7 protein-coding genes and 2 pseudogenes are annotated in these 14,094 nt (G+C 39.3%); 3 read left to right on the plus strand and 6 right to left on the minus strand.

The window, feature by feature from the left end; all coding sequences use genetic code 11:
- A partial coding sequence (locus DC498_RS24605) for an SDR family oxidoreductase (protein ID WP_116876458.1) occupies positions 1–410 on the plus strand: 410 nt, incomplete at its 5' end.
- A 47-nt stretch (positions 411–457) separates the two neighbouring features.
- The gene (locus tag DC498_RS26285; protein WP_165813952.1) at positions 458–610 is read left to right on the plus strand and encodes a hypothetical protein; all 153 of its coding nucleotides are present in this window, start codon (positions 458–460) and stop codon (positions 608–610) included.
- A gap of 75 nt (positions 611–685) precedes the next feature.
- Here DC498_RS26285 and DC498_RS24610 read toward each other — a convergent pair.
- Positions 686–1,408 (minus strand): annotated as a pseudogene (locus DC498_RS24610) (helix-turn-helix domain-containing protein); the annotation flags it as partial.
- Between the two features lie 92 nt (positions 1,409–1,500).
- Here DC498_RS24610 and tnpC point away from each other — a divergent pair.
- Positions 1,501–2,736 (plus strand): annotated as a pseudogene (gene tnpC, locus DC498_RS24615) (IS66 family transposase).
- A gap of 613 nt (positions 2,737–3,349) precedes the next feature.
- Here the strand turns inward: tnpC and DC498_RS24625 are convergent.
- From DC498_RS24625 to acs, 5 genes are all read right to left on the minus strand, one after another.
- The gene (locus tag DC498_RS24625) at positions 3,350–5,812 is read right to left on the minus strand and encodes a hypothetical protein (RefSeq protein WP_133176973.1); all 2,463 of its coding nucleotides are present in this window, start codon (positions 5,810–5,812) and stop codon (positions 3,350–3,352) included.
- 100 nt (positions 5,813–5,912) lie between these two features.
- Complete coding sequence (locus DC498_RS24630) at positions 5,913–8,879, minus strand: hybrid sensor histidine kinase/response regulator transcription factor (protein WP_116876787.1); 2,967 nt, start codon at positions 8,877–8,879, stop codon at positions 5,913–5,915.
- Between the two features lie 278 nt (positions 8,880–9,157).
- Positions 9,158–10,585 (minus strand): tetratricopeptide repeat protein, encoded by a 1,428-nt coding sequence (locus tag DC498_RS24635; protein WP_116876788.1) that lies wholly within the window; start codon positions 10,583–10,585, stop codon positions 9,158–9,160.
- A 991-nt stretch (positions 10,586–11,576) separates the two neighbouring features.
- Entirely contained in the window at positions 11,577–11,816 is a 240-nt protein-coding gene (locus DC498_RS24640; protein WP_116876789.1) for a hypothetical protein, read from the minus strand.
- 327 nt (positions 11,817–12,143) lie between these two features.
- Positions 12,144–14,081 (minus strand): acetate--CoA ligase, encoded by a 1,938-nt coding sequence (gene acs / locus DC498_RS24645; protein WP_116876790.1) that lies wholly within the window; start codon positions 14,079–14,081, stop codon positions 12,144–12,146.
- Between the last annotated feature and the right edge of the window lie 13 nt (positions 14,082–14,094).

The raw sequence follows: 14,094 nt of genomic DNA on the forward strand, positions 1-14,094 counted from the left end.
AACAAAACCTGGGTGGTGATGTATTGAATATAGTAAGTAAAAACGCATTGGTAAGCGGGCCGAATAATGCCGGTTATGGTTCTGCAAAAGCTGCGCAGTTGCATTTGTCAAGACTGAATGCGGCCGAGCTTGGAAAAGATCACATAAGGGTGAATGTAGTAAATCCAGATGCTGTGATTTCCGGCAGTAATATATGGAGCGGCGGCTGGGCTGAAGGTCGTGCAAAAGCGTATGGTATTAAAGTAGAAGAGCTGCCTAAATACTATGCAGGCCGCACATTGCTTAATGAAATTATTTTACCGGAAGATATTGCCAATGCATGTTTTGCTTTTGTGGGCGGTCTGCTGAATAAATCAACAGGTAATGTATTGAATGTTGATGGTGGTGTGGCGATGGCGTTTGTGAGATAGGGGAGTAGCTTTACGAGTATAGGGGGCTTGTAAGGGAATGCAACTGTATGCAATGGCGTGAATTGCTCAATACCAATGCTATTGTGATTGACCTGAATAGTGAGCACACGAAAGAAGTCGATGACTATAAGAAAATTCAATGGCGCCAGGTAAAAACTACATTTTTAAAACTTATATACAAAGCATTTAATCATGCCTAACGCCAAACCCGTCCTATGTTGAGTGCTGGGCTTTTTATCGGGCATCTCCATCTGATAAGTCACAATTCTTTCGTTTCAGTTAAATGATTGCCGGAATTCCAAAGGCGAGAGATTTGTCTTTTTTTTGAATAGTTTGCTAAATGATCGAGAATGTTCAAAACCAAGCTCATAAGCAATTTCACTGATTGAAAGATACGTCGTTGATAGTTTTTCTTTTGCTTTTTTAATCAGCTTTTCGTGAATGTGTTGTTATGTACTTTGCCCTGTCAGCATTTTCAATAAACTGCTTAAATATTTTGGCGATATATTTAATGTACCTGCGATATATTGAACTGACGGCAAACCTTTTGTTGCCAAATCTTCGTTGTTGAAATAGTTTGTAAGCAAATTTTCTAATTGGTCAAGGATTTGATGATTTGATTTGTCTTTTGTAATAAACTGGCGATTGTAAAAACGTTCAGAATAATTGAGCAATGTTTCAATATGCGAAATAATAATGTTTTGACTAAACCTGTCAATATTAGCGTGATATTCTTGTTTGATGTTCTCTACAATATCGTTTAGTATTTTTTCTTCTTTGTCCGGTAAAAACAATGCCTCATTTACCGAGTAATCAAAAAACTCATATCGTTTGATTGTTTTTCCAAGTGATGTATTCCAAAGGAAGTCAGGGTGAATGAGTAAAATCCACCCCGAACGTTCTTGATTTATTATCTCATTTGGATTCTGTTCAACTCTTAAAACCTGATTAGGGGATAAAAAATACATTACACCCTCGTCAAAGTCATATTGTTGTTGTGTGTCCCTTCGTCCAATCCCATGTTGTCTTTAAATTTTAGAGGTGCGAGCTTTGCCAGATGGAAAATCAAAATCAATCAAAGGCGGAATCGATGCGCCGGCATATAGAACAACAAACATACTGTGATAAAAACCACGCTGAAAAATCATTTGAAAAAAAGCAGACCGCACTTGCTGTAAAGCACCCCGGTCGTAATCCATTACCGGACAGCCTTCGCCGTGAGGTAACCACGTTACAACCAGATGAAGATCTAAGCACCTTAAAGTCAGTAGGCAAAGAAGTAACCGAGCAGTTGGAGTATCAACCCGGTGAATTGTATGTAAAACAAATTATCCGCCCTGAGTATATAAAACCGTCCGCTTATGGCTTAAACGCAAAGCGCGTGATAGCACCATTGCCCGCTATGCCATTAGAAAAGTCTATTGCAGGCGCATCATTGCTTACGCATTTACTGGTGAGCAAATTTGTAGATCACCAGCCGGTATATCGCCAATTAGAAATATTTAGACGACAAAACGTTACTATCAATCACAGCACGGTATCGGGCTGGATAAAAGATGCAGTTGCACTTATAGAACCAGTATACAACCTGCATTGTAAAGATGTTTTAAACAGCAGCTACCTGAATGCAGACGAAACAACCATAAAAGTTTTAGATAAGGACAAAAAAGGAACTACGCACCAGGGATACTACTGGGTATATTACGATACCGGGCAAAAACTGGCATTGTTCGATTACCAGCCTGGCAGAGGAGCCTTATACCCGAAGGCAATGTTGCATAACTTCAAAGGCTACCTGCAAACAGATGGCTATAATGCTTACGAGACCTTCGACAAAGTAGAAGGTGTAACTACTTTATGTTGCTGGGCACATGCACGCAGAAAGTTTTTTGAAGCCCTGCAGTATGATAAATACTATGGACAGATGCTGTTAAGCCAAATACAATCATTGTATAAAATAGAAGAATGGTGCAGGGATCACCATTATACACCGGAGCAAATAAAAGCATACGGCGGGTAGTATGCCGTACCCATACTTGAGAATATGCACGGCAATATGCAGGAATTTTTGACCAAAACACTTCCCCAAAGTCCGTTGGGGAAAGCAATTACCTATACACTCAAGAGATGGGAGAAACTATGCGTATATACGAGCGATGGCATATTGCAGATAGATAATAACCTGGTAGAAAACAGTATCCGTCCGGTGGCACTGGGCAGAAAGAACTATTTGTTTGCCGGTAGCCACGAAAGAGCCCAGGATACAGCAATGCTGTACAGCCTGTTTGCCATCTGTCGCCTGCGCAACCTTAACCCGGAGCAATAGCTTACATAATCTGTTTGAAAAAATCAAAAACACCCCGAAAGAAAACTTACACTTACTGCTACCGCAAAATTATACAGCGGATTTTAATAAACATTGACGGGGTTCGTCAATGGGATACTTTCCTTTTGATCAAAGCAAAGAGAGATGGAGTATGTACATATTGAAGAAATATATTTTGCCCTGGCTGTACAGGGCTAAAATATTGACAGGTAAGGCATAGCTAAATGAGACAAATTATACTGCATACAAAAATCTCATCCCGTTAGTAGTGTTTATATCAAAATGGAATTTTTTTCTCAATTTACCAGATGGTGAAAACTTATGGTAATGGGGCCTGACAAAATAACGAATCTTCAGTGGCAGATCAAACAAAGCTGGATCGATTCATGTAGGGAACCAGTTCTTAATATGCGATAGCCTATTAACAATGCAAAGGAAAAATAACACATCGCCAACCAGATTTTTGAGATCACAGGATAGTAATCTGTATTTTATCTTATTAATCAATGTTATTCCATGCAACTCCTGTTGCAGCAGTAACTATTAGCTTGCATAATTTTTGTGGATACTATTTCGGATGAAGATATGGTAAGATTTGAGCGTGATAAACATACTACAATTGAATGCAGGTTTCAGAATTTAATACAGTATAGCAAGCACTAACAGTTTTATTTGCCCAGTTCGGAACGAATCTTAAAGCGCCACTATATAGTTCATTACCTAATAAACCATACACCTTGCCACTACCTGTTATAGATACGCTGGAATTTGTAACGACTACACGCAGGGTTGTTTTTATCAGAGGAGTATTGTAATTATGCTGTCCTGTGAGTGTAAAGTCATTCGCTCCACGGTAGCTACCGCTTAGGGCAACGCTTACAAAATACAAATCTATGGAGCCGGTAATGGACACACCGTTGTTATTGGCCCTTGTGGTAACATTAGCAAAGGTAAAAGTATGCCCCCCGATAGGTACTGAAGCGTTAAAACTACCTGCCAGGTTAATTTCGGTAGCGGTTATAGATCCCTCCAGCTTCCTGTTTCCAAAAGGCCGCAGATCAAAAATACCGCTGAAATGAATTCCGTTCTTCTTTGAAATACTGATGATGCCGTTGGCATGAGGAAGAGATGTTGCGCCGAACAACATGATGCCGGCATTGGCTTCTCCTTCCAGCAGAAAGTCCCCGGAAGTGAGTTTCCCTTTTACGCTTAACCACCCTGCATAAGGAACCTGCACTTTACCTTCCAGTTCAAATCCTTCTCCCTGTTTTACTGAAAATTTCATATCCGCTGTTGGTAATCTAAACCCATTTCCCAAATCAATCTCTACACCTGCTTTCAGCATTCCTGAAAAAGCTATTTTCTGGTTGATAAAGCTTCCTGTAATTGCTGCTTCTCCAAGTCCGAACGGCAATATAATATCACCATGCATGGTAATTCCCTCTTTACTATCAAGCTTTAGGTTTAGGTTAGCGGCCCCTAATTCTACCCCATCAACTATAAAGCTGTGGTCAACCACTTTTGTAAGTGTACACCTTTCCCTGCTTAAAACGCCTTTGGTTTCGCCTTTAAGATGAAAAGGACCAACCTCCATATCTCTGTTGGTGCCAATTTCAATGCTGTCTTTGTTGATATAAAAATATGCCAGCCCCAAATCAAGGTCTCCATAAAATGGCAGGACTATTCTGGCGCTTTCTTCCCGGTAAATACTAAAATTATCTTTTGCAGGACCAACACTCAGGTAAAAAAAGTTGGAAACCGCTGGTATGGGGACTAATAAAATGTGTTTTTTTATATCATCACCAAACAGATCAGTTAATAAAACGCCATTTTGTTGTCCTCCAAATCGCAGATAAGAAAGAGATGGGTCACTGATAATGGCCCTATAGCCAGGGCGTTGAAATTGAAAAGTAGCGTTTACTAGTTCAAGGTTTATGTCAGCGTTAAAAACGTCCACTCCAACAATATTATTCAAGTTTGCAAGCGAGTTAAAAATGCCATCAGCTACAGGGTTCGCCAATGGATCAATTGACCCCGTAACATTTATCATGTATCCATGATCCTGTTTGTCATTCAGATAATCCAGAATGGCATCATAATTATCCTCAACTGATAATGCTGGAGCCGGTACAATTGTTTTTTGAGGAATGTGGATATACATATCTCCGGTAACCTGTAATAAACCTTTGGTTAGAGGTATCGGAATGTTTGCCAATCTTAGATAAAAATGAGAAGAAGCTTTTTCGAAACTATTATAACCATATTTACTTATGAAATACTCATTGTTAGCGATTTTGAAATCATAGGGAGTTGAGGTGAACCTGGCCTGGTTTGAAATTCCAACAATTGCCTGCATATCAACCATTGGTACATATACTCCTATTGCTTCCTGGGCAGTTTGACTAACCGTTTCCCAATATATTGCCGCTTCGTCATTGCCTTCAATTTCAGAAGGCAAATCAGGCATCGAAATTTCCCCTTTCAAAAGTATCGCGGGGTCAAGTGGATCCAGGTAAAATTCCTTAAAATGATAACGAAGCTTATTCAGTTTATGTCTTAACTCAAACTTCGCATCTCTTGATTCATTATAAAGTTTGAAACGCAAGTATCTTGTTTCCGGGTTCAGGGGAACTTCAGTACCATAGTTATTAATATAATATTGGCCTGTTTCGTATTCTATATGACCTTCTATCTCTTTCCATACATATGTTTTTAGCATTTCCCCGAATAATCCCACATCAGGAAATTTTACCATGGTGGTGCCGGAAATTGAAGTAACGACTCCACCCGGCCCCGTTATTACTTCAAACCTGCCTTCTCCTATTTCAAATTCCAGGTCTTCACTTGTTTTGGTACCCAATGTTCCGCTAAACTCGTATCCATTTTCAGTTTCTGTTATATTATCGGCAACTATGGTGAAACCGCCCTGGCCGGGAGTGGGATCATTTAACTCCACTATAACCGGATCTGGTTTTACCATATCCTTTTGGCAGGAAAAGCAAAACACGACCGCTAATACCAGGCTGATCGTTTTGAAGGAGGAGGCATAACAATTCATAACAGCATCTTTTGGCATGATTTAATAGCTTCAAAGCAACAACATATCATGCCAGCGCTATATAACACAGGTCGCAAAGAGTAGCAAAAATGTCGCGCCATTGCTGACTTACACTGAATTATGTATCACCGGCTTTAGCCTGTGCCGGTGTAATACCATATTGCTGTAAAAAAACCTTGCTGAAGTAAGATGGACTACTGAAACCTACCTTGTAACTGATTTCAGCAATGGTGCCTGCATTTTGTCTGATCATTTCCATCGCCTTGTTCAACCGGTATGACCTGATAAATGCTGTGGGAGATTGATTGGTAAGGGCATTCAGTTTTCTATGTAACTGGGAACGACTCATGCCCGCTTCTTTTGCCAGGTGAACAACGCTGAGGTTTTCATCACTCATCTGTTCTTCCACCACCTGCATTATTCTCTGTAAAAAAACCTCTTCCATTGAAGGAATGACAATGTCTTTAGGTTTCAGTATTAGCTCTTTCCTGTATTTTTCCTGTAATAGTTTCCGGCTCTCCAGCAGATTACTAATTCGTAGCAGCAGTTCTTTTGGGGAAAATGGTTTAATCAGGTACTCGTCTGCCTTTTGTTGCAGTCCCATTATTTTATCCTCAACCGATGCTTTAGCTGTGAGTAATATTAACGGTATATGGCTGGTTCTTGCATCTTTTTTCAATGCTTCGCATACTTCATAACCATTCTTTTCCGGCATCACAACATCACTTATAATCAGGTCGGGAATGATTTCATTAGCCGTTTTTATGCCATCTGCCCCGTTGGTAGCTTCTGCTATAGTATACTTATGATGCAGAATATCCTTTACATACAGCATTACATCTTTATTGTCTTCAATCACCAGTATAAGGGGCGCTTTTTCTTTTGTTTCGTCCGACAAAGAGTTGCCTGGCAGGACTGCCTGAACTTCATCAAAGCCGGGAGTGATTTGTTGTGCCGGTTGCAACATTTCATGGTTTTCCGGCAAGGGTAATGAAACAACTATTTCGGTGCCTTCGCCTGGCTTGCTGAAAGCAGCGATATCCCCATTGTGCAGGCGAACCAGTTCTTTTGATAAAGCAAGGCCGATACCGCTTCCGGCATAATGGGACTTTTGTGCTTCAGCTCCCTGGTAAAACCTGTTGAATATGTGCGGAATATCTTTTTCGTCAATGCCTATACCTGTATCCTGTACCTGTATATCACACCAGGATATACCTTCCCTTTCAACAAGACGGATTGATACAGTTATTTTTCCGTTCTCATTGGTGAATTTGAATGCATTCGATAACAGGTTGATCATAACGGTTTCTATTTTTTCCCTGTCAACCGGTATTACCAGGTGCTGAATAGCTGAATCAATGCTCAGGTTAATTTGTTTATCGGCTGCCATCGATGAGAAATTCGTTGTTACCCCGCGCACCAGTGAAACAATATCCAACGTAGTAATACTCATCTCAAGGTTGCCTGATTCCAGTTTAGACGAATAGAGCAACTGGTCAACGAGGCCGAGCAACCGCCGGGCGCTTCGCTCTACCATTCCCAATTGTTTAATCATCTGAAGGTCGCTGGTTGAAGCGTGTATGGTTTCGATGGGGCCCAATATTAATGTAAGCGGAGTTCTGAACTCATGTGATATGTTGGAGAAGAAACGTGATTTCATCTGTTCCAACTCTTTCTCTTTTTCCAGCAAGCGAAGGTTTTTGCGGCCGATTGTACGTTCCCGGAAATATAACGGCAGCAATACCGCTGCAATTAAAGTGCCGGCCAACACATAAGCCCTGCGCCTGAATGTTGCGGCTTCCTGTTGCTCACGGAGCAGGATGATCGTGTTATCTTTTTTTTCTGCTTCGTATCGTTCACGCAATTCTTCTGCTTGTTTTGATTTTTCAGCATTAAAGAGCGAGTCTTTGATAGCCGTATGACTTACAAGGGCGTCATATGCTTTCGCGTAATCTTGCTGTGCACTGTAAATTCTGGATAGAATGGAATATGCGAGTTTTTGGTCATAAAGCAACTCATTATCAATGGCGAGGTTGAGTTGTTTTTTTGCATAATATGAAGCAGAATCAAATTTTTTCTGTGAGAGATAATTTTCAGCCATGTGCCCGGAAGTATATACGTTTTGATAGCTGTAACCCATTTCCTCCGCCAGTGCAAAAGCCTCTTTCAAAAATATAGTTGCTTTTTCGTATGCCTTTTGCCCGGAATAATAACTTCCAATATTGTCGAGATTGGTAATGATCAGATCATGATTGTTGATCCGCCGGGCTATTTCGAGCGACTGATCATAATAGTGCAAAGCAGAATCGGATCGGCCTGACTGACTGTGCACAGACCCCAGGTTTACCATTGACCAGGCCTGAAGATTTTCATTTTTAATTTTAGTGCTTAGGTTAAGCTCCTGGTGCATATACTCCAACGCTTTATCCCGATTACCCATTTCCTCAAAAGTTACTCCCAGGTTTCCAAGTAACATGGCCAGCGCTAAGTCATCCTGTAGTTCTGTATAATATTGTTCTGATATGAGAAAGTTTTCAATTGCTGCTGCATAACGCCCTTTAATACTGTTGAGTATCCCGAAGTTTTGGTGACCACGAGCCAGCATAGTTTGAAAATTGATTTCCTTCGCAATAGTTAGCGATTGCTCTGCTGCAAGAGTAGCGCTGTCATAATTGCCTTTTTGATAATGCAGGAGATATAATTGGTTGTAGCTGCGGGATATCAGCTGCTTATCTTTAATAGTCTCGCTTATACTGATGGCTTTACGGCAATACTCAAACCCTTCTGCGTGTGCGCCATTGGTACTGCTTGTGTAAGACATTAACAGCAGGCAATTTGCCAGGATCTCGTTATAGCCTGATTTTGGCAACAGGTTATACGCTTCTTTAGCCAGGCTATCCGCAAGTTTAATATCGGTTCTCAAATAACTTTCGGCAAGTTGTATCAATGTATCCACGCTGGCTGTATCTGCCTTATTGGCGGTTTCAAAGCTATAAATCACTTGCGTATTACCCCAGCTTAGTTCTGTTAATGCGAGAAAGAAAATCAGCAAGCCGACAAGTATATATCGTTCAATAATTATCATGAATCCAGAAAATGATATAAGTAAGATACAACAGTTTTCACCTGTTGTCCCTCAATCATATATATTGCATAAATAAATCTTGACATTGTTGCCATCATATATACACACTTTCAAGTATTAATCATACCAACTACAATACTGGAAAAGTATTCCGATAAAAATCCTGAAAACGAATTCCTGTTCCGAAAAAGCCTGTTTGTAGGAATACAGGCGTATAACAGGAAAAGTTGCAAGAGCTCCTACAACGTTCATAGTTGGTAGATGTCTGTATGTTTAAATTAGTCATTACCATGTTTTATTTTTTTCTTTGATTCTTTCAAAATTTTCCTTGCAGCTGATTCCCTGATTTTTTTGTTCTTTTCAACTAATTGTACGCGAACATATTTTTCAAGCTTATGATGAATGGGGATTAGGATAGCAGCTATAATCACAAGAATCAATAGCATTAAAAAACTATTGTGGTGTGTTAAGCTTTCTAAAGTGGGATGAATTAAAAGATTTATAAACTCAAATACTATTAGTAATCCTATTTGTCCGACAAACTTTATAAATGATTGATTCACTATAAACGTCCTGCTCAGCATGAGAAAAATTGTTACAAAAGTTACAAGTCCGATCGCGATTAAGGAAAATTCAATATTTCTGTGGCGTAGCTTTTTTATTTCTTCTTGCTTTTGAGCAATTTCCCTGTCTTTAAGTTTTTCAGTAAAAGTTAAATCTAAAAGTTGATTATTTTGATCTAATGCTGAAAGCATTCTGCTACAGCTATCTTTGAGCTGCAAATAATGATATGCCTTGATCAGATTATTTTCAATCTTATATGTTTTTTGAAGTAAGTCGGCATTTTTTATAAGCAAATCAATATACTTAAAATTGGTTGAAAGTTGCAAACTTTGGGTAGCATATTTTTTGCATGAATCGTATAAGTTTAGCTTAAAAAAGAGATATCCGTATTCATGGAATGAGCTGGCTAAATGTCTGTTATCTTCAGTTTCCTGACTAAACTGTATAGCTGTTTCAAAATAACTTTTTGCTTTATTCAAAAATCTTAACGACGAATCTCTAAGGTATAGTTGTGTATAGCTTTTTGCATAATCAATATAAATAGCAGCACGGATATAATTCGTATCCTTTGAGGTAACGTTGCGTTCCTTGCCAAATAAATAATTTGAATTTTCTGATTTACTCAGATAATAAAGAGAAGAATCTGGCTCCTCCAAACTTAAATAAAGAAGCCCAATATTTTCATATATATATGTCAAAGATCGATTGTTTTCTTTTTCCTTCCCAATAAGTTCACCTTTCCTTAAATACTCCATAGCTAAATCATGGTAGTTTAACATGCTATAGTTGAATCCAATATTATTGTATAATTGTGGTAGTAGGTGATCTATTTTAGAGTTGTTCTCAGCTATTTTTATCCCGGCTAAATATTTTTCGATTGCTTTGGTATAATCACTTTTTAGAAAATAGTAGTTGCCAAAAATTCTATATGAAATTGTTTGGAACGAGTCATTTTTTAGCGAAATTGATTTCTCTAATAATTCCTGACTAATATTAAACATACTATCTGACATTCCAGATTTGTAAAATTGGTCATTTAATTTTAATAGGGAATAAAACTCAGCAGGACTTGGATTTTGCCCTAAAACCACAACCGAAATACCGGTAGTAAATAAAGAAAAAAATAGCTGCTTAATATTCATGGGAGTTAATTAAGGTGACGTATGCTTGTATGTATGTTATTAGTCGAAACTGTTAAAAATTATCAGGCATCCAGGATATTTATTTTGACATTATGTTATAAGATATATAGTAGGCATCCGCATATTCGTCGAAAAAAGACATCGCATCTCCAGTAATACGGCTGCTTTCAATAAAGCCACTATTTTTTTGAACTATGTGTTCGGGTAGTGGTAGGCAATCTTAGATGAAGGATTAATTAATTTTTTCAATTTAGCGATATTTTATAAATGGGCAAAGTCTCAAATATGGTCGGTACATTGCTGCCGCTATTTTAATGCTTTTTTACGTTCATTTAAAAGCTGAATTTTCAAATACGTTACTTAAATTCCCTGATGCGTAACATTCAGTAAATAATCATCCCATAATTTTGTTGCTGCTAAAAATATTAAGCCTGGGCATACAGACTATTACGCAGTTGGTTTTAGGGGTAGGTAGTTATACATATTGCCCGACATTATTTTCCCGGAAATAAAACGGCAGCGTTTTTTTGTTTTCTGAAATCGAGAGCTGCTGCTTTTTAGCCAGCCTTAGCTGTGGTAGTGGTAGCACCATATATAGAACTGAGCTTATTGTGAACTGCAAGACTAATTAACTGAGCGAATCAGCGGTTTTTATTTCCGTTATACTGTATCTGAGCCTGGTGCATAATTTCGTCCTTTTAACATCATTTATCCTTTGAATTTGCTGTATGGAGAATATCAATATGTTAACCGATTTTCCGGATAGCGAGCCACAGCAGTACTACAAAAAGACAGCAGAAAATATTGCAGAGTTTTACACCGGAGGCGCGTATGTATATATCAGCAACGCAAAAACAGAACTGTACGTTTTACTTCTCCCGGGTTAAAAGCTAATGGTATTGTAGAAGATGAGATTATGCAATGGCTACAAAAAATTAAAATTAAATTTTCATAGTTCTGACGGTTCCCTTTTATAACAGAGGCAGTTCACTCAGGATGTAAACAAAGCTGTTGCAGTTTCAACAATGGCTTTAATAAGTTCAGTATCCGGCATATTTTCACGCTCAGGTACAATGGCGCGATAATATTGTTCATCGCCAGGCTCAAGGATAATTGTTTGCGAAGGCAATGTTACCATTATGCGGTGACTATAACCGTAAGATTGCAGTTCGGCAGGGAAAAGAAGGGCTTCATTTTTATAAATCACAGGCAATTCAAATGTTTCTTTCATGATTGATCGTAATGCAAAATTACGTTTGCTGGAAATCAAATTTTATTCTGGATTACGTTATGCATTGTTACAAAGCCAGTAACTTTTTTTAACCATGAGCCTGTGGAGTGTCAGACAAGCTAAAATTGAGGGTTTAATTGAGTTTTATAATTAGTAACATTTTTATAAATAAAACTGCATGTAATCTTCTTCAAATATATTACGGGGAAAATCCGGGCGATATCCCGGAAAAACGTGGATTGATTTTGACGCACTCTCAAAAGTTATTACAGACATTACCCATTGCTGCATTGCCACTGCGCCGTGATGCCTCTCTCTCATACACTTCTACACCTTCCCCTTCTTTATATCATCCACCACCCCCGGGTCAAGTAATGTTGATGTATCGCCCAGTTTTTCTATTTCTCCTTCGGCTATTTTACGCAATATCCTGCGCATAATTTTACCGCTTCTTGTTTTGGGTAAGCCATTTACAAATTGTATCCTGTCTGGTTTTGCAATGGGCCCTATAATGCGGGAAACTGTTTGCAATATGTCTTTGCGCGTTTCATCCTCACTTCCGTGAAAGCTGCTAACAATTACATATGCATAAATACCCTGCCCCTTTATATCGTGGGGATATCCAACAACAGCGCTTTCCACCACGCTGGCGTGCATATTAATAGCATTTTCCACTTCCGCGGTTCCAATGCGGTGACCGCTCACATTCAATACATCATCTACCCTACCGGTAATACGATAAAATCCTTCATCATCCTTCATCGCACCATCACCTGTAAAATATAAATTTTCGTAAGTAGCAAAATAATTGGTGCGGCAACGCTCATGATCACCATAAGTTGTTCTGAGTATACCAGGCCATGGGGCTTTCATACAAAGATTTCCCTTGTACAAACCTTCTTCATTTTTTTCTGTTATTTCCACCCCCCTGTCATCCACCAGCACAGGTTGTACGCCTGGTAGTGGCAATGTAGCCCATGAAGGTATTGCAGGTGTAACCCCTGCAAGATTGGTAATAAGTATGCCGCCTGTTTCTGTTTGCCACCATGTATCAACTATCGGGCATTTTTTCTTTCCGATGTTTTCATCATACCAATGCCATGCTTCCTCATTAATGGGTTCCCCAACCGTACCCAACACTTTCAGCGAAGAAAGATCTTTATCTTTTATCGGATCAAGTCCGTAGCTCATTAAACTGCGAATGGCTGTTGGTGCGGTATACAGAATGTCTATTTTATATTTATCCACTATCTCCCAAAATCTTCCTGCATCCGGCCAGGTAGGCACACCTTCAAACATAACAGAAGTAGCTCCTGCACTTAACGGCCCATATAAAATATAGCTGTGCCCGGTGATCCATCCAATATCCGCTGTACAAAAATGTTTCTGCCCCTGCTGGTATTGAAATGTATTTACAAAAGTATAGTTGGTCCAAACCATGTAACCGCCGCAGGTATGCACCACACCTTTGGGCTTGCCTGTGCTGCCTGAGGTATACAGGATAAATAAAGGATCTTCGGCATCCATTTCTTCAGCAGGAAAAGAAACCGTTCCGTTCTTCTCCACCTGCCCTTCTGCATGTTCCATTTCATCTTCCCACCAAACATCCCTGCCTTTCAGCATAGATACGGGTGTTCTTGTACGTGTATATACAATTACTTTTTTCACCACTTTATTTCCTATCAACGCATCATCAATAATACTCTTCAAAGGAATATCTTTTGCGCCGCGGTAAGCGCCATCACAGGTTACAATATATTCTGCTTTCGCGTCTTCAAGCCTGTCTGCAATACTTTGTGCGGAGAAACCTCCGAATATTACACTATGTATGGCACCGATCCTTGCACAACCAAGTACAGCGTAAGCAAGCTCTGGCACCATGCCCATATATATACAAACCCTGTCGCCTTTTTTTACACCAAGGTTTTTTAGTACCTGGGCAAACTGGCAAACCCTTTTATGCAGGCGTGCATAGGTAACAACTCTTACCCGGTCTTCCGGGTTATTGGGTTCCCATATAATAGCAGGCTGATCGGCCATCTCAGGCAAATACCTGTCAATGCAATTTTCTGTGATATTGAGCTTTGCACCTTTAAACCATTCAACCTTAGGTTCCGTAAAATTCCAGTCTAATACCTTATCCCACTTTTTTCTCCACTGAAAATTATTGGCAATATCAGCCCAGAAGTTCTCCGGATCTTCTACACTTTTTTTGTATGCTTCCTTGTATGCTTCGTAAGATTTGATCTGGTATGGATATGACATATGGCTCAGAAAA

The sequence above is a fragment of the Terrimonas sp. genome, assembly GCF_003075435.1.
Classification (GTDB): Bacteria; Bacteroidota; Bacteroidia; order Chitinophagales; family Chitinophagaceae; genus Agriterribacter.